The organism is Larkinella soli (assembly GCF_003703975.1).
Taxonomy (GTDB): Bacteria; Bacteroidota; Bacteroidia; order Cytophagales; family Spirosomataceae; genus Larkinella; species Larkinella soli.
In genome coordinates this window covers 754969-779273 of the sequence record NZ_QTJY01000001.1, presented here as the reverse complement: position 1 = coordinate 779273, position 24305 = coordinate 754969, and the positions used below count along the sequence as shown (strand labels likewise).

Annotated in this window: 33 protein-coding genes; 15 read left to right on the top strand and 18 right to left on the bottom strand. The window is 53.5% G+C overall.

The window, feature by feature from the left end; genetic code table 11:
- Positions 1 to 147: 147 nt before the first annotated feature.
- The 3 genes from DX909_RS05330 to DX909_RS05320 are packed head-to-tail and all read right to left on the bottom strand — an operon-like array spanning position 148 to position 2213.
- On the bottom strand, positions 148 to 1467 hold the full coding sequence (locus tag DX909_RS05330) for a S49 family peptidase (protein ID WP_128544070.1): 1320 nt from the start codon (positions 1465 to 1467) through the stop codon (positions 148 to 150).
- A complete protein-coding gene (locus DX909_RS05325) occupies positions 1460 to 1924 on the bottom strand; it encodes a hypothetical protein (protein WP_128544069.1) in 465 nt (154 codons plus the stop codon). The genes DX909_RS05330 and DX909_RS05325 overlap by 8 nt, the downstream gene beginning before the upstream one ends.
- Positions 1925 to 1964: 40 nt before the next feature.
- Positions 1965 to 2213, bottom strand: a complete 249-nt coding sequence (locus DX909_RS05320) for a hypothetical protein (RefSeq protein WP_128544068.1) — start codon at positions 2211 to 2213, stop codon at positions 1965 to 1967.
- Positions 2214 to 2841: 628 nt separating this feature from the next.
- Between DX909_RS05320 and DX909_RS05315 the strand changes: the two genes are divergently transcribed.
- Both DX909_RS05315 and DX909_RS05310 read left to right on the top strand, forming a co-directional pair.
- Positions 2842 to 4407 carry a hypothetical protein gene (locus DX909_RS05315; protein ID WP_128544067.1) on the top strand — a complete coding sequence of 522 codons (1566 nt, stop codon included), beginning with the start codon at positions 2842 to 2844 and terminating at the stop codon, positions 4405 to 4407.
- A 401-nt stretch (positions 4408 to 4808) separates the two neighbouring features.
- Positions 4809 to 5060: a hypothetical protein gene (locus DX909_RS05310; RefSeq protein WP_128544066.1), complete on the top strand. Its 252-nt coding sequence runs from the start codon at positions 4809 to 4811 to the stop codon at positions 5058 to 5060.
- 1093 nt (positions 5061 to 6153) lie between these two features.
- Here the strand turns inward: DX909_RS05310 and DX909_RS05305 are convergent.
- The 6 genes from DX909_RS05305 to DX909_RS05280 form a co-directional block, all read right to left on the bottom strand.
- Complete coding sequence (locus DX909_RS05305; protein ID WP_128544065.1) at positions 6154 to 7602, bottom strand: DUF3987 domain-containing protein; 1449 nt, start codon at positions 7600 to 7602, stop codon at positions 6154 to 6156.
- Positions 7599 to 8081, bottom strand: a complete 483-nt coding sequence (locus tag DX909_RS05300) for a hypothetical protein (RefSeq protein ID WP_128544064.1) — start codon at positions 8079 to 8081, stop codon at positions 7599 to 7601. Before DX909_RS05300 ends, DX909_RS05305 begins: the two co-directional genes overlap by 4 nt.
- A gap of 95 nt (positions 8082 to 8176) precedes the next feature.
- The gene (locus DX909_RS05295) at positions 8177 to 8386 is read right to left on the bottom strand and encodes a hypothetical protein (protein WP_128544063.1); all 210 of its coding nucleotides are present in this window, start codon (positions 8384 to 8386) and stop codon (positions 8177 to 8179) included.
- Between the two features lie 23 nt (positions 8387 to 8409).
- The gene (locus DX909_RS05290; RefSeq protein WP_128544062.1) at positions 8410 to 8766 is read right to left on the bottom strand and encodes a hypothetical protein; all 357 of its coding nucleotides are present in this window, start codon (positions 8764 to 8766) and stop codon (positions 8410 to 8412) included.
- Between the two features lie 75 nt (positions 8767 to 8841).
- Complete coding sequence (locus DX909_RS05285) at positions 8842 to 9147, bottom strand: hypothetical protein (RefSeq protein WP_128544061.1); 306 nt, start codon at positions 9145 to 9147, stop codon at positions 8842 to 8844.
- 12 nt (positions 9148 to 9159) lie between these two features.
- A complete protein-coding gene (locus DX909_RS05280; RefSeq protein ID WP_128544060.1) occupies positions 9160 to 9450 on the bottom strand; it encodes a hypothetical protein in 291 nt (96 codons plus the stop codon).
- 48 nt (positions 9451 to 9498) lie between these two features.
- Between DX909_RS05280 and DX909_RS05275 the strand changes: the two genes are divergently transcribed.
- Both DX909_RS05275 and DX909_RS05270 read left to right on the top strand, forming a co-directional pair.
- The gene (locus DX909_RS05275; protein ID WP_128544059.1) at positions 9499 to 9768 is read left to right on the top strand and encodes a hypothetical protein; all 270 of its coding nucleotides are present in this window, start codon (positions 9499 to 9501) and stop codon (positions 9766 to 9768) included.
- 321 nt (positions 9769 to 10089) lie between these two features.
- A complete protein-coding gene (locus DX909_RS05270) occupies positions 10090 to 10527 on the top strand; it encodes a helix-turn-helix domain-containing protein (protein WP_128544058.1) in 438 nt (145 codons plus the stop codon).
- A gap of 246 nt (positions 10528 to 10773) precedes the next feature.
- Here the strand turns inward: DX909_RS05270 and DX909_RS05265 are convergent, their stop codons facing one another.
- From DX909_RS05265 to DX909_RS05250, 4 genes are all read right to left on the bottom strand, one after another.
- The gene (locus DX909_RS05265) at positions 10774 to 10980 is read right to left on the bottom strand and encodes a hypothetical protein (protein WP_128544057.1); all 207 of its coding nucleotides are present in this window, start codon (positions 10978 to 10980) and stop codon (positions 10774 to 10776) included.
- 105 nt (positions 10981 to 11085) lie between these two features.
- A complete protein-coding gene (locus DX909_RS05260) occupies positions 11086 to 11535 on the bottom strand; it encodes a response regulator (protein ID WP_128544056.1) in 450 nt (149 codons plus the stop codon).
- A 157-nt stretch (positions 11536 to 11692) separates the two neighbouring features.
- A complete protein-coding gene (locus DX909_RS05255; protein ID WP_128544055.1) occupies positions 11693 to 12190 on the bottom strand; it encodes a hypothetical protein in 498 nt (165 codons plus the stop codon).
- Between the two features lie 30 nt (positions 12191 to 12220).
- Entirely contained in the window at positions 12221 to 13006 is a 786-nt protein-coding gene (locus tag DX909_RS05250) for a DUF5958 family protein (RefSeq protein ID WP_128544054.1), read from the bottom strand.
- 111 nt (positions 13007 to 13117) lie between these two features.
- On the opposite strand from DX909_RS05250, the gene DX909_RS29445 reads away from it, so the two are divergent.
- From DX909_RS29445 to DX909_RS05245, 4 genes are all read left to right on the top strand, one after another.
- On the top strand, positions 13118 to 13294 hold the full coding sequence (locus DX909_RS29445; protein ID WP_164851197.1) for a hypothetical protein: 177 nt from the start codon (positions 13118 to 13120) through the stop codon (positions 13292 to 13294).
- A gap of 105 nt (positions 13295 to 13399) precedes the next feature.
- The gene (locus DX909_RS29440; RefSeq protein WP_164851196.1) at positions 13400 to 13576 is read left to right on the top strand and encodes a hypothetical protein; all 177 of its coding nucleotides are present in this window, start codon (positions 13400 to 13402) and stop codon (positions 13574 to 13576) included.
- Positions 13577 to 13623: 47 nt separating this feature from the next.
- On the top strand, positions 13624 to 13755 hold the full coding sequence (locus tag DX909_RS29980) for a hypothetical protein (RefSeq protein ID WP_262707502.1): 132 nt from the start codon (positions 13624 to 13626) through the stop codon (positions 13753 to 13755).
- Positions 13756 to 13782: 27 nt separating this feature from the next.
- Positions 13783 to 14211, top strand: coding sequence for an amidohydrolase family protein (locus tag DX909_RS05245; protein WP_128544053.1), 429 nt, complete (start codon positions 13783 to 13785; stop codon positions 14209 to 14211).
- A 35-nt stretch (positions 14212 to 14246) separates the two neighbouring features.
- On the opposite strand, the gene DX909_RS05240 is transcribed toward DX909_RS05245, so the two are convergent.
- The 4 genes from DX909_RS05240 to DX909_RS05225 form a co-directional block, all read right to left on the bottom strand.
- A complete protein-coding gene (locus DX909_RS05240; RefSeq protein ID WP_128544052.1) occupies positions 14247 to 14576 on the bottom strand; it encodes a DUF3140 domain-containing protein in 330 nt (109 codons plus the stop codon).
- Positions 14577 to 14589: 13 nt separating this feature from the next.
- The gene (locus tag DX909_RS05235; protein ID WP_206512963.1) at positions 14590 to 14799 is read right to left on the bottom strand and encodes a hypervirulence associated TUDOR domain-containing protein; all 210 of its coding nucleotides are present in this window, start codon (positions 14797 to 14799) and stop codon (positions 14590 to 14592) included.
- Positions 14800 to 14985: 186 nt separating this feature from the next.
- Positions 14986 to 16167, bottom strand: coding sequence for a neutral zinc metallopeptidase (locus DX909_RS05230; protein WP_128544051.1), 1182 nt, complete (start codon positions 16165 to 16167; stop codon positions 14986 to 14988).
- Between the two features lie 709 nt (positions 16168 to 16876).
- A complete protein-coding gene (locus DX909_RS05225; RefSeq protein ID WP_128544050.1) occupies positions 16877 to 17122 on the bottom strand; it encodes a hypothetical protein in 246 nt (81 codons plus the stop codon).
- A gap of 156 nt (positions 17123 to 17278) precedes the next feature.
- On the opposite strand from DX909_RS05225, the gene DX909_RS05220 reads away from it, so the two are divergent.
- The 6 genes from DX909_RS05220 (at position 17279) to DX909_RS05195 (ending at position 21324) form a co-directional block, all read left to right on the top strand.
- A complete protein-coding gene (locus DX909_RS05220; RefSeq protein ID WP_164851195.1) occupies positions 17279 to 18013 on the top strand; it encodes an XRE family transcriptional regulator in 735 nt (244 codons plus the stop codon).
- A 65-nt stretch (positions 18014 to 18078) separates the two neighbouring features.
- Positions 18079 to 18501 (top strand): hypothetical protein, encoded by a 423-nt coding sequence (locus DX909_RS05215; RefSeq protein WP_128544048.1) that lies wholly within the window; start codon positions 18079 to 18081, stop codon positions 18499 to 18501.
- 214 nt (positions 18502 to 18715) lie between these two features.
- Entirely contained in the window at positions 18716 to 19147 is a 432-nt protein-coding gene (locus DX909_RS05210) for a VOC family protein (protein WP_128544047.1), read from the top strand.
- 75 nt (positions 19148 to 19222) lie between these two features.
- Positions 19223 to 20323 carry a TlpA family protein disulfide reductase gene (locus DX909_RS05205; protein ID WP_128544046.1) on the top strand — a complete coding sequence of 367 codons (1101 nt, stop codon included), beginning with the start codon at positions 19223 to 19225 and terminating at the stop codon, positions 20321 to 20323.
- Between the two features lie 134 nt (positions 20324 to 20457).
- A complete protein-coding gene (locus tag DX909_RS05200; RefSeq protein ID WP_128544045.1) occupies positions 20458 to 20676 on the top strand; it encodes a hypothetical protein in 219 nt (72 codons plus the stop codon).
- 276 nt (positions 20677 to 20952) lie between these two features.
- Positions 20953 to 21324: a LytTR family DNA-binding domain-containing protein gene (locus tag DX909_RS05195; RefSeq protein ID WP_128544044.1), complete on the top strand. Its 372-nt coding sequence runs from the start codon at positions 20953 to 20955 to the stop codon at positions 21322 to 21324.
- Between the two features lie 3 nt (positions 21325 to 21327).
- Here DX909_RS05195 and DX909_RS05190 read toward each other — a convergent pair whose 3' ends face one another.
- A complete protein-coding gene (locus tag DX909_RS05190; RefSeq protein WP_128544043.1) occupies positions 21328 to 21855 on the bottom strand; it encodes a hypothetical protein in 528 nt (175 codons plus the stop codon).
- Between the two features lie 97 nt (positions 21856 to 21952).
- Between DX909_RS05190 and purL the strand changes: the two genes are divergently transcribed.
- Positions 21953 to 24205 carry a phosphoribosylformylglycinamidine synthase subunit PurL gene (purL, locus tag DX909_RS05185; RefSeq protein ID WP_128544042.1) on the top strand — a complete coding sequence of 751 codons (2253 nt, stop codon included), beginning with the start codon at positions 21953 to 21955 and terminating at the stop codon, positions 24203 to 24205.
- Positions 24206 to 24305: the final 100 nt, after the last annotated feature.

Here is a 24305-nt window from a genome sequence, read left to right as displayed (position 1 = left end):
TTTTGAAATAGGGTTGCTTAAAATTCAGGGTAGGGGGTTCGCCACTGCGGCCGTCCGCGGCTGCGGTGGTCTCGCAACGGCGGTGGGACCGCCCACGCGGCCGTCGCCACTGCGGCCGTCCGCGGCTGCGACGGTCCGCCGTTGCGGTTATTTCAGGTAGGGCAGGTTCGCAAACTCCTGGTTGTGGGGCAGGCTGGCAATCAATTTATCGGCCGTCATTTCGCCTACCGGAGTTTCAGTTACGGTTTTGTTGGGGTTGGTCGGATCGGCGCCCGGGGCACCGCCCAGCTCGGTCACTTTCGCTTCCAAAGAGGCCACCTGCGTTTTCAGCGTGTCCCGTTCGGCGGTGATCGTGGCCAGTTGCGTCGTCTGGGCCATCAGCTGCGACTGCAGGCCGGTGGATCCATTCGCGGATTCAACGGCGGAGGCAAACTGAGCCTGACTGACGAGGGCCAGTCCTTGAATGCCGTTGGCCGTCAGCTCGGCGTTGATGGCATCGATTTGTTCCTGGGTGATCTGCTCGGCAGTCAGCCCTTTGACGGCCAGCAGTGCCGCCAGTTTCATGTATCCAAACATGGTATCGGGATTGGTTTGTGCGTGGGAAGATTCGACCATCAGGGTCAATACAGTCGCGTAGGCTTCGCTCAGGGTGCCGACCTGGTCAACCAGGCCCAGCTCCAGGGCGACGTCGGCGGTAAAGAGACCCCCCTTGAAAGGATCACCGGCTTTGGTCGCTTTGACGCCCGGACGGCGGCTTTTTACGTCTTCAATGAACCGTTCGGCCTTCTGGGTCATCAGCGCCTTCATGGGCTGAAAATCGCCGTCTTTGGCCCTGCGGTACTCTAAATTTTTCTCTGTGGATTGCTCGGCGTAGATATCCTCGACGACCACCCCGGATTTTTTATAGCCGGCCGACCAGTCCTGAAAGGTGCAGTACACACCGATCGACCCGATCTCATCGGTCGGACGGCTGGCCACGATCTGGTCGCAGTGGCAGGCTACCAGGTACCAGGAGCTGCCCAGCAAACCATGGTCACAGTACATGACCACCGGCTTTTTCAGTTCGGCTACGGCATCGCTGACCCGGTAGGCCGCGTGCTCCAGCCCGCCCGGACCGGAAACTTTCAAAACCACCCCGAGGATCTCCGGCGTACGGTCTGCCCAGCGGAGCTCGGCTTCGATCCAGCGGGAAGAGTAGTTGTAAAGCAGCCCATCGTATTCGATCACCAGCACGCCGGCCTGCGTAGGGACCTCGCCCAGTGCCAGGTACACCTGGTTGGTGAGATCCGGAAGGTCCAGCCCCACCAGGGGTATAAATCCCATTTTCCGTTCGGCCGGCCGGACCACACTGTCCACCGGGGCCCCATGTTCCATCAGCGTCTGAAACGCCAAATGGCCGGCGTGGGCATCAATCAGCCAGGGACCGGAGGTCAGTTCGGAAATTGCAATGGAATGGCGGTTATTCATAAGCGGCCGGTGCGGTCAGGGTGCCGGTAAAATTGAGTTGATAGCCACGTTGGCCAGGTACTTCGGAGTCGGTGCCCAGCTCCATCTCCATTAAAAGACTTTCGACGGGCGTGCCGGCCAGACGGGTCAATTCGGCATTATCCCGGAAGCGCACCAAGAACCGGCGGTACTGCAGCAGCTCGTCGATGAGCATGGCCTTGCCGGCGGAATCATCCGGAGCAAAACCCCGGATCTCCAGCTCATGAAGATAGCCGTTCTCAGTCTCTTTGGTTTGATCCCGGTACTGGAGCGTGCCCTGGGTGCAGTAGATGCGTTTCCAGGTCCAGCCCGAGCGGAGCGTCACGGTGGGGGCGGCTGCGACAGTTGATCGTGCATACTCTTGAATGGCCACTGCCGGCACGACTTCGAGCCAGCTGCCCCCACCGGGATTCCACTTTCCAGATCGATCCAGACTCATGCCGCAAGATTACGGCAGCCGGCGGCCAGAAAACAGGACATCAGGCGACCAGTTTTGGTCCGTCCAAAGAAGTATTCTCCAGAATAGGAAGGACTTTTGAGGCCGGCCGGCGCCGGACTTTGAAGGGAAAGTTGTCTTTGGGCCGGTGGCGATGGTAGTAGCGAATGGCGGAGTCCAGGGCCAGTTCGGATTCGAGAAGGTCGTAGCGATCGAGAAAATTGCGGATGGCGTCGTTGGCGTAGTAGCCATGGCCCTCCAGCAGATAAACTTCCCGGACTAACCGTTCCATAAAGCATTGCTTGACAAAACGGTTAAAGGCGGTTATTTTAGAGGGAGCCAGATACTTACCGAAACTATGGCGGGCCATCCGGGGCGATATACCCAGCGTCAGCTCCACCGTATAGTCCCCATACCCGACCGGCAGGATTTTGTCTCTTTTAGTGGGATACCGCTCTAGGCTGGCCCAAAGAAACGAGGAGTAGGGATTCAGATCCGCTGCTATGATGAACGGGTCAGTTGAATAATGCGTAGACAGAAACTTCCCAACCAAGGGCAACACCTTAACGGGAACTGTCAAGAGGTTCATAAGTCAAGTTCGTGGGTACGTAAGTTCGGCGCCTGGATGCAATGAATACTGCTTTGGAAAGTCGATCGATTGCTAAATGCGAATTAGCAAAATGGACAGACTCTAAAACAGGACATCAAGAGACCAATATACCTTACTGGGTATCTATAAAGATCAATAATTGAGCCAGATAAAATAGGTGATCTAGCTGAATAATTTAATCCAAGGGTAAAAAGAAACGCTTAGCTTTTGCCCAAGTACATCCCTTCTAAATCCCCCATTAAGACATTCATTAAGAAGGCATAGCCTTTTTAATTTACTACGGGGTTTCAAACTTTAATCGTGATTGGTTATGAATGAGCCGGAGTCTTTTTTTGGAGAATCCTTCTGGGATTGGGCGCTGCGTCTGGTCAAGTATTTTTCCATCCTAGCCGCCGCCGTGTTTGGTTGGTATGGAGCCTACCATGAGACCCGAAATGAAACGGGCCGCCTAACCGGGGCCGGGAAGATCGTAGCTGCCGGAATTATCGTTTCCATGCTCATTGGGCTGATGAGCCAGTTTTTCGAGGATAAACGTAATGAAATATCCAAGCGGAAAGAAGCAGCTGAAAAGCAAAACGAACAAGCCAGGATTGATTCAGCTCAGCGAGTTCAGATCGATCGATTGGAGACCTTATTAGGAGCCTCGACTGTTACTTTACAAAAACTTCAAAAGCAAGACACCGCCCAGCAAGTTCTAGCTGCGAGTTCTCAGGCGGCCCTTGAGCAACAAAACAATTTATTGGCAGCTTCAACCACGACGCTTAAAAGTCTGGAGAAACAGGAGGTAACGCAACGCGAACTTTTAGGTCAAGCCAATGCGAGCAATCTAAGATTGGAGACGTCCCTGGAACAACAGCAAAAATTGGTGGAAGAGCAAAAAGTACTATTGCAAAATTCCTATAGTGCGCTTTATCCTCTTTATCCGGTAAAATTTTATTTTGAATTGATTTATCCTCTGTCTAATCAGGAATATGAAGCAATTTTAAAAACAAGGATTGCAACGGTAGATGATCGACAGCCAAATCAGCACCTAAGGGAAGTGGTCTACCAGCTTAAGGATTGGGAAAAGTTTTACGAATACCTCCATCCAGAAGAGCAAGCGGTGGCTTTGAATGGCACAAGTTCAGAAAATAGAAGTCTAAGTGAAAGTAGTCGCATTAATCCGATTAATGAAATTAATGATCAGTACCCGCCTAAAAAAGGCCGGTTTGTGGATAGTGTATTTAGCACGGTGATTAACAATTTCTTTCGCCCGGATTACTGGATGGTTAAAATATATAAAAAAGAAGGCGAATCTTGGGAGAAAAGACCTGGTTTAATATTTCTATCTCAAATTATGTCCAAGGTTCAATCCACTTCTATTCTCAGGAGTGTGAACGGAAAATGGGTTGTTTTTCAAAAGGTCTATATGACCGTAGCTGATAGACAGCAAACTATCCTAAATGAATTTTCGTACCGGTATTCTCATTGGCATGCTAATCCTCCTGTATTAACACGTGATAGTATAGGATTGCCCACCATTGAAAGTTTATTAGATTTAGTGAATAGTCGCCTGGAGGTGACCACTTTGGTGAAAATTGAAGGAGTACAGCTGGAAGGAACTGAGATGATTTTTCAGCACAGCCATTCCCGACGGCTTGTCACTTTGAGAAAGCGTAGACTAATTTCCACTTATGCTCCGAGTGGATCTGCGTATTATGATGATTTTCATACCCCACCTCGGTTGGATTGGTATTTAGATTCTAAGTTTACTCCTAGTAAAAATACCCCGAAAACACAAGATCACCGGAGTTTGAGGTCAGATAAGGTGTATCCCTTCCGGATTAGTTATTCCACTATATTAACCAGTGAGCAATTGGGCTTACCAATTAAATAGGGTAAAGCGGGGAAAGCTTGGGTCATGTCTATATCTAAAGACCTTTATACCCATTTAGAATTTCGATTCGTTGGCGAAAGCATCACGGTAGCTAGACGGGAAAACCTACAGTTTAGAAGGAAAACAAGATAGCCTGGTCACAAGGTAAACAGGCTGTCTATTGTACCTATGATGAATTAATGGAATTCTTCGAGTCTGTTAAGAGCAGAAACCATGTCATCACCAGGCTGGTCGCAATTCCCGATTTAACTGGGTGGCCTTTCCTACTCCCGCATTTCTCAAGCCAGGACAGGGAAATAGGGCCACTGGCTAATCCTTCCTTGCCAGGATTTTTTTTTTACATAGTTTCGTATTGACGTATAGACCTTAAAGTTTGGTTTTACTGTTTTTTTTAACCGGCTATGTTGTTACAAGTGAGTGGCTTTATGAGAGGGTATGACTGCCCCAATTTGGTTGTTTGGCCAGAGACGATCGAAGGGGCCTGCGAATTTGTCAATCACATGAGGCAGTGGGGTTTTGTTCCCACCCGGGTGCAGCTTCAAGACAAAGGTTTGAATATGGACCTGCCCATAGAAATCTTCGACGGCCAGTCCTTTTTGGAGCCGATGCATCAGCTACAGAACGACTGGCGAAAGCTCATTGAAGGAGATTGAGAAGAATAGCCAGACAAATTTTGATGAAACCAAGCCCGTTGGACCGCCGAAGCGGCGCAAAGTAGCCAGGCCTATAACTCTTACAAAATATATGTCGGATACACTGCCAGAGCGAAAGAGTGATTATAGGTAAAACAAGACCCAGCCTATGGAGCCGGGTAGGTTTAGATTATCTATCGTAGGGCTTAAAAGGCAAACAAACCTGCTCTTGCGGCAGAGATTAACTTTAATATGTAAAATTAATACTACTTTCATATTACATAGAGAAATTTGGCCCAAAGGGCCCAGGTTTTGTCCCAACCCAATTTTAAGCTGATCAGACTCACAAAAACACAAAACCCGGCTCTATCGGCCGCGTCTGTTCAAGCATCTCTGTCCTAAATAAGGACCTCAAAACTACCTCCTAATTCAGAAAGCTAAAATAATCTGGTACCAAAATTTGCCGGTGGCCACCCCAGCCAACAGGATTGCCAGCTAGAGCACGGCCTTGGGCGTATTTAGCCGGTAATTGTGCTTCGCTTTCTTTCTCATAGCCACCACGATGTATCGGTTGAACAGGCAGGGGGCCATAGAGGGCTCTGCTTTTTTCCGGGTAGGCTAGGCATGGAATGACCTAACCAGATTAAATCCTTGACCCTTGGGTGCTTGCTGGCCGCCCAAAAACCATTGGAAGATGAGGCCGTTCTCCAGCCCGCCGGACTTGCCCTTATGAGGATACTGATCTTTCCGAATCTTCATATTGTAAATTTGTTTTTAATGGTATCCTGACTTCCTGACCGGTTTTTATCCTAATTTTTAATTAAAATGCTGATAATGAGGTGTTTGATCAGTCAGGGTCGGTCAGGATTTTCCTGTTTTTATTTTGGTTAACTCGCTGATAATCAATACCGGGCTGTCAGGTACTTTACCCTGACCGACCCTGACTTTCGGTCAGGGTCGGTCAGGGCGCTCACCCTTACATGACCCTACTGATTATCAACGAGTTATGTGTCTGGTAAACAGCAAAATCCTGACCGACCCTGACCGGTTAATTTGTTGAAAATCAGTGTTTTGGCTTTAAAATTGGACAAAAAACGGTCAGGAAGTCAGGGTGCTATGAATTTTTTGCCTGAAACGCGGCCGGATATTTGTCCAGGTAGCGCTTGAGTTTTTCGTTGACCGACTGCTTGGTGATGCCCAGGTGATCGGCCAGCGCCTTCTGGCTGAAGTTGAAGCCTTTCAGCAGCGAGGCAAATTCCAGCACGGCCGGCGGAATCAGGACCTTGCTCTTGGCGGTCTGGTAGGCTTCAAAACCCGAGTGCATGAAATAGTCGCAGATCTTCAGCGCCCGGTAGATGTACTCGTCCTCGATGGTGTCCACTTTCAGATGAGGCCGGTCCCGGCTGATGTCCATCACTTTCAGGATCAGGGCGAACCGTAGTCCGTATTCCTTGATCTTTCCGAAGATGCCCGCCTTGACGTTTTTATCCGTCAGGCTGTCCATCCGGTTGATTTGCAGCGTATGCTGATCCTGCCACTGCTGAAACCGGTTGATGCCGGTCCGGGTGACTCGGGCCACGTGCGGCTCATCGGTCGCGTAGCGCATGGGCAGCTCCTGGTAGAGCCGCTGAATCATGCCGTTGTAGGCGCCCAGCAGCTCCTCCGGGATCGAGTAGGAGAGATCCGGGGAAATGACCCGGTCGGTCTCGGCAAAGGCCCAGAGCATGCGGAAGATGAAGCCGGTCTGCAGGCGGTTCTGCTCGTAGAAGCGGTAGATCACATCGGGTTGGGTTGAACCCATCACCGAGGCCACCAGGTGGTGCTTGCGAATGTAGGTTAGCTTGCCGCCCGCCCGGCGCATGGTAAACGAAGCCGAAGGCGACCAGCTGGCCGTCCAGAAGCTGGCCTCCGATTTGCCGGTCTTGTAGCGGTCCATGTCGTCGATCCACTTCAGCAGCTCGTCGGCGTAGCGGGTGACGCCCTTGTAGTTGTGCTGCAGCACGTCCTTGATGAGGGCCTCAAAGGTGATGTCTTCAAACATGACCACTTTCTGGGTCGGCTCCGGCGGTATCTCCCGGCCTTTACTGCGGCCGGATTCCGTTTCGTCCAGCGACCGGTAAAACTCGCGTTCGCGCTGGCGCAGCTGTTCGAAGTACTCTTCATTGTACTCGTCCTGGATCTTGTTCAGAGGCCTCAGCAGCACGCCCTGAATCATCGATTTGCCCGAGGAGGAAATGCCCACCGAGCAGCCCCACATCGAAAGACACACCTCCCAGTCGCCCATGCGGGCCCGGAGCGACGAGCCGATGGCCGAGCTGGCCGCCTGGAGCATCGACATGCCGATGAAGGCCCGCTCGCCTTGCATCTTATCGACTAACACGGCAATCAATGGCTTTAAGAACTCAGGGAAGACCTCCAGGGGAAAGACCGTGCCCTTCCTGCGTTTAATCGATTCGGCTTCCAGATCGTCTTCCGATAATACGGCTGAATAGGCGCTGGTGGAGGGCCGGGCGGTTTCCGAGCGGCCGTTGGGACTGTAGGTGGCTGGATTATAGGTTTTCATACGCCGAAGTCGGTTTTCAAAAAGGCCAGAAGCCGGCTGACCTCGCCGTCGTTTAAGGCAATCTCGCCCACGGCGGTAATGAGCTTTTTGCTGATGGGCCGGATCACCAGCCGGCCGTTAGAGCTGATGATCAGATCCATGCTCAGCCGGTAGAGCTTGTCTTGGCCGACCTCGATGGACAGCGTGTTTTCCACTTGGCTGCCATTGACGGTGTATTCGGTTTTCTGGGCCACGTACACCTCCGACTGGATTTCCCGGCGGTTGTGGTAGTGGTGCGTATCGCCGTGCAGGTGCTTGGGCGTGGCCGCCTGCACCTCCAGGGTTTCGATCAGATCGATGGCGTCGTTGATGGCCCGCTCGATCAGGCCGGTGTCGGCCGGCTCCAGAGCCAGTTCCGCCAGGCGCCCGGCCAGTTGTGCGCTGCTCTGGGCGAAGTTGGCTTTGCGGACTTCGAGAATGTTGCGATTCGTAGTGATCATAAAGTTGGTTTGGGCATACCCGGCCCTGGCTCTCCCCACTGGGGAGCTACAAGTTGGGCTTTGATACGCCTGGGATTGAAAGGTGGGTGATTGAGTTATCCGGGGTGAATACCGGTGGAGGTGGCCAGCCGGTGCGTGATGACTTCGGAGAGATCGGTCAGCTCCGCCCGCTCGTAGCCGTCCCGGTCGGTCTGAGGCCGCTGGCGGGCGACGATCTGGTACTGGTGCTGGACCAGGGTCAAGGCGGCCCGCAGCTGCTGGGGCGTCCAGCCTTGGAAGCCATCGCTACGGTAGGCTTGCCTCACCTGCCAAAATGTGAGCGGGGCTATCATGATTCCGATCCGGGTAGGGGCATGGCGGGCCGCGGACGCCGGGACCGGACCGTTTCCTCCAGTTGATGAATTTCGCCGGCCAGCTGCAAGGCGATGGCCTGGAAAAAAGTCATCAGAAATCCCAGTTGATTAACCCGGACGCTATTGGAAATCTGGCCGGGGTTTTCCTCGATCTGGGCCACCAGCGGATCGACCTGGTGAGAGAGTTTGCGGATCAGCTCGTTGACCAGGTTACGGGCCTGAAGCAGGGCGATCATTTGTTCTGAAGGATCCGGCTGAAAGGACGGGGAGCTGACCAAGGTTGCGTAGGGCTTTCCTTCGAAATAGCAGTAGATAATCTGTTGAATCGACATGGAGGTATGCTTTAGCTGTAAAAAGATAGAAACCCTCAGAGGAATGAGGAAACGTTAAGGTATATACGCGTGTTTCTACGAGTTACCTGGAGGGCCGTTGGAAAAGTGACGGGCATACGGCTCTGCTTCGGGAAACGGGGCCGCCAGGCCGGCGCTGACGTAGGCAGCATTCACGTCCAGCATCAGCTTGTGCACCAGTCCGTGCATCTCGCGCAGCTCAATGGTCTCAATGGCAATGTCAAAGAAGACCATCGGAGATCCGGGTTCAATGCGCTTGAGGGCGAAAACGGCCACGCCGTCGGCTTTCAACCTTACCTTTACTTCCTGGGCGGTCACCTGGATTTCCGGCAGGTCATTTGGGTGAGAAGTTTGTGGGTTCATGGAAGCGGACATTTACACCAGATGATTTTCATAGAACCGTTTGAGTACCTCGGCGATCATCTGCTCACGTTCTCCGTCCTCGCAGGTGAAAAACTCGTCGGTTAATCCCAGGTGCTTTTTCAGTACCTGGGCGCAGGCCACATGCGTATTCTTGAGGTTGTAGCCCGGCCTGCGCACCGATTGCCGGTAGTGTTCCCATTCGCCCAGCTCCATCAGGTCCAGCTCGATGGCCTTCCGTTTCTGTTCGGCAATGTCGGCCGGGAGCTGGCCGATTAATCGAACAATTGCACTTTTTGGTGTCATATACGTTGGAATTTTGGATATTGTAAATTAAAATCAGAGGCTTGATCTATGAACATACGTTACGAAATCCAAACCGGAGGTGACATTCGCCGGCACCTGGATGCCCAATTGACGCAAAAAGTTTACGAGATGGATTTGCTAGGAATTTGCTGTCCTAAAGGCCATGAGCAGGCGACTACTAACTTTCTTCAAATGCAACCAGATGCCAATGTGATCCTGCCGCAGGTGAATGCCTGCTGTGAACCCTTTCAAAAAATGGTCCTCGACCGGATCCATCCGTACCGGCACAATCCTGACTTCAACTTCCTCTGGGAGTAAGGTTCTCTAGCTGGGGCCTGCCTCCTTTCCTTCAGCCGCATCCTAATTAGGGACTCAATTGAAAACTGAAGGTCTCTGGGAGCTTCTACCAGTTTCAGGCCGGGTTCATACACCGTCACGACAAACAAGGAAGGTGATGCATTTTGGGGAATTGTCGGGTCAGCCATATACCATTTACATAGAATTTGTAAAATATTTTTGCGACTGACATGCATCAGATATAGAAATAGCTATATTTGATGGTGTATATCTTTAGCAAATAAAAGATATATCTTATCTTTAAACAAGATATTCCTAATAAAATCTTAAATATTTCTAAAGATGGCTCAAGATATATCTACGGGCTACGGCTCGAGGCTTAAGCAGCTTCTAGACCATTTGGGCTGGCCCGCATCAAAATTTGCAGAAGTAGCGGGAATAACCGGCCCTACCTTGTCAGCAATCCTCAAAGAGGAGACTAAAAACCCGGGAATAAATATCTTCGTAAATTTATCTAAGACAACGAAGGTAAACCTTCAATGGTTAGCTACTGGGGAGGGAGAAATGTTCAATAGTACAAAGAAGAGCACGCAAACGAACGAAGAGGAGTTTGACCAGATTGTATTCGATCAAATGCAGTCTAGAATCAATGAATTGAAAGAGATGCTAGAAACCCAACGGTATACGATTCAGCTTCAGAAGCATTTGTTGGAGGGAAAATCCATGGGTGACACCGTTGGACCGCTATGGCGAGAAGGAGTAATCTTCTCCTTGAACTGAAACCAACAGTAGGGGCGCCAAGCCCCTATTTTTGGGCAGGTCTGTCGGCATAGTTGGTGGCACCCAGTCAGCTCAAGTAGCTAACATGGTCATTATTAAGCTTTCTAGAGGAAATTGGTTAAATCCCTCTCCCTCTGCGAAGAGAAACAAAGAAAGCCGCTGTCTTACAGCGGCTTTCTTTGTTTCTAATAAAAAGTGCCTCCCAGGGACGCAGTTGGTATTCCGGTTCAAAAGAAGCCTCACTATTCAGTTCATTCTGGTCGGTTGATTTACCTGCATGGCTGCCAACAAGTTGATATAGGCCTTGATTTTTCTGCTCAGGGCGTAAAGGACGGGCTTCAACTCCATGGCGTCGGCCGTCTTTGCAAACGTATCTACGGCTAAAGCGGCTCCGATGAGGTCTTCACTGGTCTGAATTGCCTGAATCTTTTTGATCAACTCTTGGGAAGTCATAAGGAAAATGATGGGCCACGATCTGAACGTTTCAGGACGAATGGCAGAAATGGCTGATTTGAATCGGCATTAAAATAAATACCCGGACTCCGGATCTTCCGGAGGTCAGATTCTTTTCCTTAATCCGGGAAGCACCTCCGACATCAGATGAGGAAGATGGGTAAGGTGGAGCCAATAATGTAAGGTAGTCCTCAGGGCAAGACTTAATTTGCCCCAATCATTCCCTTTTACAATCAGCGAAGCCGCTCCGCTGTCATAGCACTCTCTCAGGAGACCGGGATCGGCTTCATCACAGAATATGACGATCGGTATTTTTTTCCAGAGCGCATCCGCTTTCAGGTATTGAATCAACCGCTGACACTCCCTGGTGGGTCTTGAGATTTCAAGCACAAAAAGACTGGGAGAGGTGGTTAAGTGATCCAGCCCGTTCAGAAAGGATTGAAAGTCGAAATACGCTTCGACCCGGACTTCCGGAACAACCTGCGAGATGATGGACCGAATCGGAAAATGATTCGTTTCATTCTGGTCGATGAATAAAATAAATGGCTTTAACATCTTCTGGATAGGAGGTTACCTGACAGGGCAGTACGTTGGATCCTCCAGATGTAGAGCAGGGAACGTAGTGTTCGAAGGGTAGTTTGAAATGCCGGTGGTAAGGTAATACTTTTACTTGTATAAACAAGTTTTTATCGCTTTATTCTCTAAAATGAAACTACTGCCCCTCAGTCAGACACCCCAGCACCCGCACTCCCTCCGCCTGCTCACGTTCCGACACTTTCTGTTCGTAGACATACAGCCTGAATCCGGTAATCCGGTGTTTTTTCAATAACTCCAGGTCAGTCGGGGTAAGGCGGATGTGGGCCGTGTAGATGTATTCATAGTCGAAATCGTCGCGGAGTTCGTTGTCGCGGAGGCCAATCTCGGCCTCGGGTTTGCGAAGGGTCCGGCCGTTGTCGAGCCGGATGAGGGCGCCCCGCTTGCCGTTGTTCACCCCGTCGCCGAAGGCCCGCAGACTCAGGTACCAGGTCGCAACGCCTTTTCTGACCTCCTTCGAGAAATAAACCGGCCGGATCATCGGCGTGTAGTAGGTCACCTTTCCCTCCCGCGGGTCGTCTACGCGCGTAATGGCCTGCCGGCAGGGGTCCTGGGCGAACGCCGGGAGAGCCGGCAGGCCGAGTAAAATGATGAACAGACGGTATTTTACACGCATTGCAGCGACAAGATCTTGAACGTCAGTCATTTACTCTTTGGGAACATCGAAATAGCCTTCCCCGTACTTCTCCCGCATGTGCCGGTCCACGACCTCGGCCATAATAGCCCGGGTTTCCTTCTCGTCCAGACCGAGCTGTCTGGAGAGGGCTTTATACAGCGCCTGATTCAACGCAAAAATCGGCTTGTTGAATTTTTCCATTTCCTTATTGACTTTCAGGGACTCCGTCAGCAGTTCGTCGTAATTCAGAAACTTGTCGACCGGCACCGCCTTTGGGTCCGGTTCCTTGAACTGAGCCGCCATCCGCCGTTTGTCCTCGTAATGGAGTTTGGCAAGCGCTTCGAACTCGCCCCGATAACCCGGGTCGTTGTACACCGCATCCACCCGGTTCCGGCGGGTGGTCAGGATGGCGTCGATGACCTTCGGATCGGAAAGGTCCCAAAACCACCAATTTTTCGACTGGTCGTTTTCGGCGGCAAACCGTTGCTGGTAATCCGCCCGGAACAGGCAGAGCAGGAAATGGTAAGCCTGGTCCGAGGGTTCCACCGGGTAACTCATTTTGACAAACTTTTTCCGCTTCAGATAGGCATGCCGGGCCATTTCGGCCAGATGGTCGTCCTCGGCTACCCCGGCTTCTTCCAGCGCCTTCCGGACAGATTCCTCGTCAGGGTCGAAGTCCATGAGGTGAAAAGATACATTGCTGTACAACCCGCTCTGTTCCTCCTCCGTCGCTTCACGGTATTGCCGCAGCAGGTCCTCGACCGGGACCAGCCCCTGCCCGAACCGATTCAATTCAATTTCTTCCTCAAGGCTCATCGCACAACTGATTAAGGGTAACAGGTCGCCTGGAATCCCGGAAGGATCGCCCTTGCGAAGCTAATCATTCCTATAGGTATTCAGCAACTTCAAAATTTACTAAATTAAAACATGTTTCTTCGATTTTATATTGCTGTCCCCGAACTGCGCCCGCATGTGCAGGCCATCATGGTCTTCCGCGACCGGACCGGGGGCGACCGGCCGGTGGTGAAACTTTTTCCCCCGGCTCCTGAACAGGTGCTGTCCTTTTACACGGGCCGTCCCTTGCGAAACCATGTCGGTCATTAAAACCGGGAGAACCGGATTCCGCTCAGCATCCTCGTCGGGCCGCAGTCCCGGCGGATCGACCTCAGCATCCTGGCCGAACCCGGCCTGCCGGAGCAGAAGGTAGCCGTGGTGGAGCAGTTTCTGGTTCGGCAATACCGGCTGCGGAATCCGGCGAAAAGCCGTTTCGAGGAATTTTCCGGCACGACTCCCTCCGGACTGATCCGGCAGGAGGGACTTTTTTCCATGAAGCTTTATACCAGCATCCGGGTCTACCATGACTTGTCGGATTTGTACACCTCCTGAGTGATTCAGGTACCTTAGGTTTGCGAAGTAACCATTCGTTTACTCCCATGAAACGCCTGCTTCTTCTATTTTGGCTGCTGCCCGGTTTCCGGCGGCCCATGCACCTGACCTCAGACTGGAAGCCCCGGCGCGTTCGGATCGAGCACGGCGACGGTCTTCGCTTCCCGGTTTATCAATAAAAGGCGAAGAAACTGGGCATCGTAGTCGTGCAGAATCCGACGCATTTTGCCGTTCTGCTGATCGCCGGCTTCCTCAGCCGACCCGGTTTCAACGCGGCTTTCGGGTCGCTGATGAAAGCCGGTATTCCGCTGGCGATCGGATCGGACGGGCCGCTGAACCCGTACCTTAACATCCTGATGGTCAGTACGCTTCCGCACCTGCCGGCCGAAGCCATCACCCGGGAGCAGGCCGTGATCGCTAATACCCGCACGGCGGCTTTTGCCGAATTTGAAGAATCAAACAAAGGGACGCTGACGGTCGGGAAGTGGGCCGACCTGGCGGTATTACCGCAGAACATCTTTAAAGTGACGAACCCGCGGCTGTTGCAAACGGAAAGTGTGCTGACGATGGTAGGAGGGAAGATCGTGTATGACGCCGGAGTGCTGAATACCGGCCCTTCCCGGAGTAAAAAATAAAAAAAGGGAGAAGGGCCGGCCCCTCTCCCCAATTTTCACTTTTCGGGATTGTGCCCCCAATTTTTCAGGGAATACTCCCAGTTGCTGCCTTCGACTTCCTTCGGTCGCTGGGCGCGGTGGCGTTTGATATAACCGATCACCTTGCGCATATGCTCGAAGTCGGGCTCGCTCAGGTCAGAGCGCTTTTTCCGGCGGATTTCTACGATGCGTTCGCCTGATTTGTGGCCGACCGACTCGCCGTCTCCGCTGTCCCAGCCCACGGATTTCGATTCTTCGGTTTCCAGCCACTTTTCCAGTTCGGCCGGCGTCATGTTGACCAGTTCGCGGAACTCGTCGAACACCTCGTCTTTTTCCTCGTCTTTCATCGAATCTGCGGTTTTACTTTTCTTCCACTTCACTTTCCAGTTTCAGAACCACCTGTTTGTCGTCCTGCTCGATGACCAGCGCCGGGTTGTCGTCGGTGCCGTTGCGCTTGATCTTCTTGCCTTCGATGGTCTTTTCCACCTCTTCGCGGTGCACCTCCACCACTTTGCCTTCCGCATGGCCCTTGCCATACTTCCAGCGTACCGTCGCGCCTTTTTTGATCATAATGGTTGAGTTGTTGAGTTGTTGAATGTAGCGCTGCCATTTTCTGCTTTGCAGCGCTACATTCAACAACTCCATCATTCAAGAATTTGCTCAACCCTATGTTCCGGGGGATTGTTTCGTAAAAAAGTGGAGGCTGAGAAACCGGATTTTCGGTTTCTCAGCCTCCACTTTTTTACCAGTTTAAAATTAATGCGCCAGGATTCCGGGCAGGGCGGCTTCAAATCTGGCGGTAAACTCCTGAGCAGTCAGGATGTGGCCCTGCTTCTGGGCGTTGTCGGCCAGTTCGTAGGCCCATCGGGCGGCCGCCATGCGCTGGGCCGGGGTGCCGTGGTGGTCAGGGCTGGTGAAGGAGCAGTCGCCGATGTTATAGAATACCTGGAGAAACTGCTGCACGCGCTTCCACTGCATCGACGCACCCCGGGCGTGGGAGAGGTAATAGGCCGAATAGGCGTCGGCCATCAGCTCCGTCCGGCGAGTGGCTTCCGGAGTGTCTTCATCGCCGAACAGATTTAGCTGGAACTGGATTTGATGCCCGAATTCGTGCGCCAGCACCGCCTGCGGACCTACGTCCCCGTAACCGATGGCATCCAGCCCCTGCAGAAAGCCGTCGCCCATGATGATCTTGTTCGGAATCTGGCCCACCGGCGGGAAGAAGAACCCTTCCAGGGCGAAAGCGTTGAAGGTGAAGATCGGGTGGTCGCCGTTCCGAAGCTGCGGAAAGGTCTGCACGACCGACAGCACGAAATTGGTGTAATAGGCGGCATCGGCCGGGGAGAGACCGTAGGCGTCCAGGTAGGTCCGGTACAGGCGCTCAGGATCGGAAAGCATTCGGCCGTGCATGGCCGCCAGGACCATCCCGTCGGTATCGATGTTCCAGAAACGCTTCAGATCCTTGAAGGTCTTGGTCAGCCGCTGGGTGTACTCACCGTTCGGCCCGAAGGTCTGGTTGGCCGAGCTGTTCTCGAACAGCAGCGCATCGTAAGTAGGCAGATTCAGCATATCCAGGCCGAGGACGTACGTAGCGATGGGCGTACCCCGCCAGTCGGCAATTTCGCTGCTGAGCCACTGGTTGACGGGCGTATTAGCGTCGCAGGCGGTTTCGGCCGCGCCAAGCGCCCGTTTGACGACACCCCGGTATTCGGGATGCTGGGCGGCAAACCGGTCGGCGGCCTCCTGGAGCCGCTGTTCGAAACCGGCCGGGCGGGAGGCCCACAATCTGGCGAGTTTATCGAGCTGGTCGGCGGAGATTCGGGCGGCCCGGTTGGCGGGTGTGGGCCTGACGGCCACCTCGGTCGTAACGTCCTTACATCCGGTAACCATCACGATGAGCAGGGCAATGGCACTCGAAAAAAGTCGAAGCTTTCTCATGGAGAACTAGTTTAGGGTTTGTTGATAGAGTTAATCGATCTAAAATAAATTATCGGACACAAAGGTTAATAACCAGTGTCGGGAAATTTATCAAAATAATTCCGGTAGAGCCGCAATGGATTGAAAAATAAGTAGTTGTGTGAGTTGATTTGGTCCAAATCAGGAAAGATTACTTTTTTGTTAAGTCCGGAAAAACTTAGGCTGCGTGTTGTCTGGTTGGGAGATTATCGGTAAGGAGGCTGGGCCTTAATTGACCACCAGCCCCCGGTAGGCCGGGTCGCCGTTGCGAGGCACAGCACTGTGTGCCGTTTGTCTTCCGGCTTTTAGTTGGGATGCCTCCGCCGGTTTTGTCATCCCGACGCAAGAGGGATCCTGTGCTTCGGCGCTCTGGTAGATTGGGTCATGCGTGATGAGTTGCCACAAACTTCCTCCAGTATCCGGAGACCACCCCCCGGCCGGGGGGTGGTCTCACGAGGCAAGGAGTTTTCTCTATGAACCCCCGGCCAAAAGATCCCTCGTTCCTCGGGATGACAAAAAGGCGTCGGGAGGACAAACGAGCAGGAAGGTCGAAGGCTTTTACCGTCGGCAGGAAGGGAACAGGTCTCTCATTCAGGCCGCTGAGCAACCGGAAGTTGGTAGAAAAGGTAGGGCAGAGTGCAGGGCAACGGCGTCAAGCGGGAGAGAAAAAAGGAGAAAAGTGGGGGCGGCTTCAGGGATGAGGAGGGAGAATCCGGCCCAGCTTTTCCAGCCGGTGGCTGCGTTCGGCTTCCAGGGCCACCAGGGCATTCAGGATAGCTTCCATCGTTTCGACCCGTACGTTACCGCCGGTTTTGACCTTCTGGATCACCCGCGTCGTGACGCCGGCCAGCTCCGCCACTTTCTTCTCACCGCCGAAATCCGACAGGGCATACAGCCGCTGTTTTAAATCACTGCATTGCTCCTTAGTTAAAGTCATTTAATTTTTTAACTACTTTGTGTGTACAATTATAATTGATAAACTTGAAAGTTAATGCGTTCAATAAACGCTTTTGTGAAGCTTTCAAAAGTCCGTAAAAAAGTGTCAAAATTCGCAAAAACTGACAAGTTTTTACGAACTATCTCACACCTGAACTTGAAAAAAGAAAAGGTTTGTTTTGTTTTTCTATGCTTTATGGAGCCACGGGACCGTATAAAAAAGATTCTGCTCATTCGGGATTTAAAAAGGAGAGAGTTGGCAAAAATGGCGAATCTTTCCGAACAAAGCCTTTCAAAAATGCTAAATGGAACGATTTCTCTTACAGCCAAAAGCATCGGTAAGATTTCGAGGGCCTTACAAATCCCTTTTAGCACGTTGATTGATGGGGAGAATTTTGAACAATTTTTGGAGGAAATGAAAGGAAATGAAAAGGGTGAAGCTTTTTCATTTAAAGAATCAAACACCAGCCGTTTCGAGCGGTTATTTTTAGCTAATCGAATTCCTTTTTTTGACTCGATTGAGTCTTTATTAAATCAATATCAATCCGGTGTGCAAAAAGTAGAAGCGAAAGAATATATTTACCTGCCGGGAATTCATGATTGTCAATTCGGAATTCGGTTTTTTGGTAATTCAATGTCCGAATATATTAAGTCCGGGGCGATCATCCTGTGCAGAGAAGTTGCATTGGATGACCCGTTTTCCTATGGTTCTGTCTATCTGATAGTAACGACGAAATTTCGCGTCGTAAAATATGTGGAAAGGCATGGTATGGATGCCGATAAAATTATTCTCCGTAGCCATAATCCGGCTTATGGTGACATTGAACTTGCCCGGTCGAAAATTCTTCGGCTTTATCAGGTCAAAGCGACCTTCAATCAGGAACAAATGTAGTTGAAACCAGTCGCAGAGCGACCCCAAGTCTATAGAAACTATCATCCCAAAAAACCACACCTTTTATGGAAAAATTTGCCCTGAGTGCCCTTTTCGGGCTGCTCCTGCTCGACGGCTGCATTTTTCAGGAAAATTACGCTCCCTTCGGCTACGAAAACATCGGCAATTACCGCACCCGCACCGAAGCCGAACAGCAGGCCGTCAAAACCCTGCTCGACCGCTATGCCGCCAACGCCCTGCCGACCGGCGGAGAGTATAAGGTTATTTACCGCTTCGATCAGCCTCCGGGGATGAGGCAGCACGCCATTCACTACCAGCCCGGCAAGGCGCAGTTAGGGCTTGAAACCGACATTCAGAGCGGAACGTCCTGCCGCTGGGAGGGCGTCGACCCGCAATTGCTTCGGGCCATCTACAACGACGGCGAAGGGCTGAGAAGCGCCGTCCGGCTGGTGGACCCGGCCCGGCAGAACGGGCTCTGCGATCAGTGAGGCCCGCCCGCAGCCCCCTTTGAACGGGCCACCGAAATATTTTGTCCGACCTGCTCAGGTTCTGCGAAAAAAAGCCCCTGGAATGCGTAAAAACGGCCCTTTTTTGCAATCAAAAAACCTGCCGCAATTGCCCTCGTATTCTGCCGGAATCACACCCGCCCGGACTGGATTCCGGAAGGTATCTTTGTAAGGTAACCTTAACAACAACTACTTTATGGCCACGCAAATTTTTGTGAACCTCCCGGTAAAAGACCTTAACCGCTCCGTCGCTTTCTTCACCGAACTCGGCTTTACGTTCAACCCCCAGTTCACCGACGAAAACGCCACCTGCATGATCATCGGCGACAACATCTTCGCCATGCTGCTCGTGGAGAAGTTCTTCCAGACATTCACGAAGAAAGCCATCAGCGACGCGACCCAAACCACGGAGGTGATTCTGGCTCTGACCCTCGAAAGCCGCGAGGCCGTCGACGAAATGGTACGGAAAGCCGAGGCCGCCGGGGCCGAACTCCCCGTTGAGAAGAAAGACCACGGCTGGATGTATTATCACGGATTTCAGGACCTCGACGGCCACATCTGGGAGGTCATGTATTCCGACCCGGAAGCCCTGAATGAGTTCCAGCACCAGAATCAGTCGGCGGCCTGAAACCCACCGGCCTAACCGGGCAATTCCTGACCACATCATTCGTTGAGAGAGCGTTGGACCCCCGACGCTCTCTTTATGTTTTCAGCGATTCGCATCCTTGCTACGGTGTTTCTGGCCCTGTTTCTGTTTGACGGAAAAGCCCAGAGCCTGAAAACCGTTCTGTGCCGAACGCCCGAATCCTGGAACGGGAGGGAGGTGCATCTGGTCGTTTCGGTCGAGGGCCGACAGCCGCTGATCGATACCGGCTCGGTCCGGAACGGGGAGGTGCTGCTTCAGGTCAATCTGGAAGAACCGGCATCGGCCTATCTCTGGATCGAAGGTGCCGGAGACGACATCCCGCTGTTTCTGGATCAGGCCCGAACTACAGTTCTGCTTCATCCCGACCTGACTCCTGAAAAGCGGTTTCCCGATTCTCCCTCGACCCGGCGCTGGCAGCGGCTCCGGAGCGACTTTCAGCGGTATCAATCCAAAGAGGAACCCTGGGGGAACTCTATCACGACCGATTCTTCCCAACTGGAAATCCGGCGGTTGCGGGCGGATTCGGTGCGGGAGGCTTACCATCGGGCAGTGCTTCAAGCCATTGAAAGTGAACCCGAATCGCCGGTCAGCTGGTATTTGTTCCGGCGGATTTACGGCTGGCTTTCCTTCGCTCAGGAAGCGGATTTATTGAATCGATTGGCAACTTTTTCCGGTTTAACTTCCTACCAAACCCTTCGGGACCGGATCGAATCCAAAAAGCCGGGAAGGCAAATTCCCCGTTTGGCCCTCGACGAACTGCCTGGGTTGGCGGCTGGCATCTTCCAAAGCAAAAGCCGATATATTCTGATCGATCTCTGCCAACCCTGGCTGGAAGCATGCCGGGTCGGGCGTCGGGAGCTGGAAAAAGTCTATGAGGTCTTTAAACCGAAGGGGCTGGAAATCATTACCCTCGCCGTCGAGCCGGAAACGGCCTCCCCGGCCCGGCCAGCCAGTGGCCTGCCGGTTCCCTGGCGGTACCTGAAGGTTCGGCCGGACCGGTGGCAGCCGATCGCCGACGTCCTCGCCATCGACCGCTCTCCCGAGTATGTACTGCTGGACCGGCAGGGAAGGGTGGTGGCCCGGGAACCATCGGCGGTCGAAATAAGAAGACGGCTTGAAGTGGAATTCAGGAAAAGACAGGTGTCTGGTTTCCGATGATTATTTAAGCGATATGGTCGGAAAAAAGGCGGTTTGTGTTTGTTCCGGGCACAAATACCGAACAATCAATTCCGGCAAAAGAATCTTGTTTTTGTCTGATAAATAAGTACTTTCGGGGCGTTTCCCCTACGTGTATGCTCTGGATAACTCTCATTGTGGCCGCGGTCGTCTTTCTGCTGGTGACCCTGGTCGTATTCCGCCCGGCGCTCAGAAGGAGCTGCCCCACCTGTCATCACGACACCCACCTGGAGCGCGTCAAACGACCGGGTTACCTTAAAACCCTGCTGTTCTGGCTGCCGAACAAAGCCTACAGATGTTATGCCTGCAACCGCAATTTCCTCCATATCGGCTGAACGCACCGCCTGAAAACGAAGCAGCCGGGCGGCTGGGCTACCCGGCTGACTTACTGTCCAAACCGTAATTACTCTCTCTCTGATCGACATTAAGACGCCGGTCGGCAACGGAGGTCACGGTACGGCTGGATTTTTGAAAAAATATTGGGCAGCGGACGCTTTTCCGGAAAATCAGGTAGGCGGCTGACGAAAGTCATTGGGTTGAGACGGTCGGAGGGTAACATTTGTGCGCGTCGTGCGGACAGATTCCTAAACCGATTTTCCGGCAACTGCGCCATGAACCAACCCATCGACCTCCAGCCTCCCGGCTTCGTTCGATCCGGAGGCTTTCTGAAACCCATTTCGCCGGCGGGCCTGATCTGGGTCGAAGCGGACGAAAATTACACCCGGTTTCACTGGTGCCGGGCCGCCCCTGAACTGACGGCGATCACGCTGGCCCGCTGGCAGGAGCGGCTCCCGAATTTTATCCGGATCAACAAAAAAGCCCTGGTCAACCCACTCCATATCAGTCGGGTATACGGCCGGTCCGGTAAGGAAATGGTGCTGGTGCTTACCGACGGAACCCGGCTGGCAGCCTCCCGGCGTCGGATACGGCTGGTGCGCAACCTGCTCCTCGAACAGCTACCGAACGGGAGTGTAGGCTGCTGATGGTCAGCGTTTTATGAGGGTCAGAATAAACAGCACCGTGCCGCCGATAAACAGAAAGGCCGAGCCCAGGATGCCGAAGATCAGCAGAAACCCTTTCGAACCGGTGCGGGGCATGATCAGCAGCTGATCCTTTTCCCGGAACGATTCGACGGACGGGTTCGTCAGCCGGTAACGGCCCGGCCGGTCGACGGAGAATCCGGCCACGGGAACGATGCGGTTTCCCGAAAAATCCTTGCGCTGGGAGAGCAGGTTCAGTCCGGTCTGCACGGCAACGGATTCACCATCAGGTTCGGACGTCAGCCGGAAGGGGACGTTTGACGGTATGATGCCGGTGAGGTAGGGTCGTTTGACGGCAATTTCATAGGCGCCGGCGCTGGGCAGCTCGACCGAAAAGGCCGGCATCCGGGCCGAGTGCTCGAAGCGGGGACCGGATTGATACACCGAAATCATGCCGCCGATACTTTTGACGAGCAAAAAGGCACCGACCAGAGCGAGCAGGGCAAAAACGAAGGCAGACCAGAGCGGGAACATAAAGGGGCGGTTTTAGAGGTGAACCAATTTATCAAAAAATACCATTTCCCCCGAAAAGCCGTACCTTTGCCCCACAATCCCATTCCGTTTGAACCGAATGTCTGCCGAAGCAACCGAACAAACAGCGAACCATTCCCCGCTACCAACCGTTGAAACCGCCCGCAAACTGGGCCTGCTTCCCGAAGAATACGACCGCATCTGCACCATCCTGGGCCGCAAGCCCAACTTTACCGAGCTGAGTATCTTCTCGGTAATGTGGTCGGAACACTGTTCGTACAAAAACTCCATCGTCTGGCTCAAAACCCTGCCCCGCGACTCCGACCGGATGCTCGCCAAAGCCGGGGAGGAAAATGCCGGTCTGGTGGACATCGGCGACGGGCTGGCGTGCAGCTTCAAGATCGAATCCCACAACCACCCCTCGGCCATCGAACCCTACCAGGGGGCGGCCACCGGGGTCGGCGGTATCAACCGCGATATTTTTACGATGGGCGCCCGGCCCATCGCCCAGCTCAACTCCCTGCGTTTCGGTAACCTGTCGCTGCCCAAAACCCGCCGGCTCCTCAAGGGGGTCGTGAAAGGCATCGGCGACTACGGCAATGCGTTCGGAATCCCGACAGTGGGCGGGGAAGTCTATTTCGACGACTGTTACAACGTCAACCCGCTGGTCAACGCCTTCTCGGCCGGGATCGTGGAGGTGGGCATGGTGGCAAAAGCCATTGCCTACGGCGTCGGTAACCCGGTGTTCATCGTCGGCTCGGCCACGGGCAAAGACGGTATTCACGGTGCCACCTTCGCATCGGAGGACATATCCGACAAATCGACCGAGAAGCTTCCGGCCGTGCAGGTCGGCGACCCGTTCATGGAAAAACTGCTGCTCGAAGCTACGCTGGAGGTCATCGCCACCGGTCAGGTCATCGGCATTCAGGACATGGGGGCGGCCGGTATCATCTGCTCGACCTCCGAAATGAGCGCCAAGGGCGAACACGGCATGGACATCGACCTCGACCGTGTCCCGACCCGCCAGCCCAACATGGAGCCGTTCGAAATTCTGCTTTCCGAATCACAGGAGCGGATGCTGGTCGTGATCGAAAAAGGAAAGGAGGACGTTATCCGCGGGATTTTCGAGAAATGGGACCTGAACTGTGAGCAGATCGGGACCGTGACCGATACCGGCCGGCTGAAGTTCTACCGCTACGGCGAACTGGTGGCCGACGTGCCGGCCGACGACCTCGTGCTGGGCGGGGGTGCACCGCAGTATCACCGGGAATGCCGGGAACCGGCTTACTACCAGGAGTTTAAGCGTTTTAACATCGAAGATGTGCAGGACGTGCAGGCCGGAGAGCTGAAGGCCGTTGCCGACCACCTGCTCACTCATCCGAATATCTGCTCCCGCCGTTGGGTTTACGAACAGTATGACTCGATGGTCGGGACGGCCAACCGTTCCACCAATGCGCCCTCCGATGCAGCCGTGGTCAGCGTGAAAGGCACGGACAAATCCATCGTCATTACCGTCGACTGCAACAGCCGCTACGTCAACGCCGACCCGGAAGAAGGCTGCGCCATCGCCGTGGCCGAAGCCGCCCGGAACATCGTCTGCACCGGCGGAGAGCCGCTGGCGATCACCAACTGCCTGAACTTCGGGAATCCCTACGTGCCGGAAGTCTACTGGCAGTTTGTGGGTGCCATCAAAGGCATGAAGAAGGCCTGCGAAAAATTCGCAACCCCGGTGACGGGAGGAAACGTCAGCTTTTACAACCAGAGCTCGGACGAAGGGCCGGTCTTTCCGACGCCCACCATCGGGATGCTCGGTCTGATGGAAAATCCCGAAAACCGCATGACTCTGGCCTTCGGGCAGGAGGGCGACGCGCTCTACCTCGTCGGGCAGTCCAATAACGACATTGCATCTTCCGAATACCTGTATTCGTACCGGGGCGTCAAGGCATCTCCGGCTCCGGCGTTCGATCTGGAGGAGGAATTTGCGGTGCAGCAGGTGGTGAAAGACCTCATTACGCGGAAACTGATTGCCTCCTGTCACGACCTTTCGGACGGTGGGCTCTTCGTGGCCCTGGCCGAATCCGCCATGGCCGGACAACTCGGCTTTTCGGTGCAGACCGACCCGGCTTTCCGGAAAGACGCCTTCCTGTTCGGCGAAAGCCAGAGCCGGGTGCTGGTGTCGGTCCGGACGGAACGGCAGGCCGAATTCGAGGCCTTCCTCGGGTCAACCGGGGCCGCCTTCAGCCGGCTCGGCGAAGTTACCTCCGGCGATTTCCGGGTCGACGGCGAAACGCTTGGAAACGTAGCCGAAGCTAAAGGTCTGTACGACAATTCACTGGCGAAGCTGGTCGAATAAAATCCCGCTTCAAGGGCCCAATAAGGGCATCCGCCCTGTCAGGAAACAGGAAGAACGACTGATTTTGATCATACCCCGACGGTCGCGGACGGCCTTGTTT

What these genes read in the sequence shown, in the direction of transcription:
- DX909_RS05250 (WP_128544054.1), bottom strand. Translation starts at nt 13,006, where the DNA reads ATGAGCCTTGAGGAAGAAATTGAATTGAATCGGTTCGGGCAGGGGCTG.
- DX909_RS05205 (WP_128544046.1), top strand. Translation starts at nt 19,223, where the DNA reads ATGTTTTCAGCGATTCGCATCCTTGCTACGGTGTTTCTGGCCCTGTTT.
- DX909_RS05235 (WP_206512963.1), bottom strand. Translation starts at nt 14,799, where the DNA reads ATGATCAAAAAAGGCGCGACGGTACGCTGGAAGTATGGCAAGGGCCAT.
- DX909_RS05270 (WP_128544058.1), top strand. Translation starts at nt 10,090, where the DNA reads ATGGCTCAAGATATATCTACGGGCTACGGCTCGAGGCTTAAGCAGCTT.
- DX909_RS05275 (WP_128544059.1), top strand. Translation starts at nt 9,499, where the DNA reads ATGAACATACGTTACGAAATCCAAACCGGAGGTGACATTCGCCGGCAC.
- DX909_RS05305 (WP_128544065.1), bottom strand. Translation starts at nt 7,602, where the DNA reads ATGAAAACCTATAATCCAGCCACCTACAGTCCCAACGGCCGCTCGGAA.
- DX909_RS05315 (WP_128544067.1), top strand. Translation starts at nt 2,842, where the DNA reads ATGAATGAGCCGGAGTCTTTTTTTGGAGAATCCTTCTGGGATTGGGCG.
- DX909_RS05200 (WP_128544045.1), top strand. Translation starts at nt 20,458, where the DNA reads ATGCTCTGGATAACTCTCATTGTGGCCGCGGTCGTCTTTCTGCTGGTG.
- DX909_RS05210 (WP_128544047.1), top strand. Translation starts at nt 18,716, where the DNA reads ATGGCCACGCAAATTTTTGTGAACCTCCCGGTAAAAGACCTTAACCGC.
- DX909_RS05330 (WP_128544070.1), bottom strand. Translation starts at nt 1,467, where the DNA reads ATGAATAACCGCCATTCCATTGCAATTTCCGAACTGACCTCCGGTCCC.
- DX909_RS05285 (WP_128544061.1), bottom strand. Translation starts at nt 9,147, where the DNA reads ATGAACCCACAAACTTCTCACCCAAATGACCTGCCGGAAATCCAGGTG.
- DX909_RS05240 (WP_128544052.1), bottom strand. Translation starts at nt 14,576, where the DNA reads ATGAAAGACGAGGAAAAAGACGAGGTGTTCGACGAGTTCCGCGAACTG.
- DX909_RS05265 (WP_128544057.1), bottom strand. Translation starts at nt 10,980, where the DNA reads ATGACTTCCCAAGAGTTGATCAAAAAGATTCAGGCAATTCAGACCAGT.
- purL (WP_128544042.1), top strand. Translation starts at nt 21,953, where the DNA reads ATGTCTGCCGAAGCAACCGAACAAACAGCGAACCATTCCCCGCTACCA.
- DX909_RS05190 (WP_128544043.1), bottom strand. Translation starts at nt 21,855, where the DNA reads ATGTTCCCGCTCTGGTCTGCCTTCGTTTTTGCCCTGCTCGCTCTGGTC.
- DX909_RS05195 (WP_128544044.1), top strand. Translation starts at nt 20,953, where the DNA reads ATGAACCAACCCATCGACCTCCAGCCTCCCGGCTTCGTTCGATCCGGA.
- DX909_RS05225 (WP_128544050.1), bottom strand. Translation starts at nt 17,122, where the DNA reads ATGACTTTAACTAAGGAGCAATGCAGTGATTTAAAACAGCGGCTGTAT.
- DX909_RS05290 (WP_128544062.1), bottom strand. Translation starts at nt 8,766, where the DNA reads ATGTCGATTCAACAGATTATCTACTGCTATTTCGAAGGAAAGCCCTAC.
- DX909_RS05255 (WP_128544055.1), bottom strand. Translation starts at nt 12,190, where the DNA reads ATGCGTGTAAAATACCGTCTGTTCATCATTTTACTCGGCCTGCCGGCT.
- DX909_RS29980 (WP_262707502.1), top strand. Translation starts at nt 13,624, where the DNA reads ATGAAACGCCTGCTTCTTCTATTTTGGCTGCTGCCCGGTTTCCGGCGG.
- DX909_RS05280 (WP_128544060.1), bottom strand. Translation starts at nt 9,450, where the DNA reads ATGACACCAAAAAGTGCAATTGTTCGATTAATCGGCCAGCTCCCGGCC.
- DX909_RS05300 (WP_128544064.1), bottom strand. Translation starts at nt 8,081, where the DNA reads ATGATCACTACGAATCGCAACATTCTCGAAGTCCGCAAAGCCAACTTC.
- DX909_RS05230 (WP_128544051.1), bottom strand. Translation starts at nt 16,167, where the DNA reads ATGAGAAAGCTTCGACTTTTTTCGAGTGCCATTGCCCTGCTCATCGTG.
- DX909_RS05215 (WP_128544048.1), top strand. Translation starts at nt 18,079, where the DNA reads ATGGAAAAATTTGCCCTGAGTGCCCTTTTCGGGCTGCTCCTGCTCGAC.
- DX909_RS05320 (WP_128544068.1), bottom strand. Translation starts at nt 2,213, where the DNA reads ATGGAACGGTTAGTCCGGGAAGTTTATCTGCTGGAGGGCCATGGCTAC.
- DX909_RS05325 (WP_128544069.1), bottom strand. Translation starts at nt 1,924, where the DNA reads ATGAGTCTGGATCGATCTGGAAAGTGGAATCCCGGTGGGGGCAGCTGG.
- DX909_RS29445 (WP_164851197.1), top strand. Translation starts at nt 13,118, where the DNA reads ATGTTTCTTCGATTTTATATTGCTGTCCCCGAACTGCGCCCGCATGTG.
- DX909_RS05260 (WP_128544056.1), bottom strand. Translation starts at nt 11,535, where the DNA reads ATGTTAAAGCCATTTATTTTATTCATCGACCAGAATGAAACGAATCAT.
- DX909_RS05310 (WP_128544066.1), top strand. Translation starts at nt 4,809, where the DNA reads ATGTTGTTACAAGTGAGTGGCTTTATGAGAGGGTATGACTGCCCCAAT.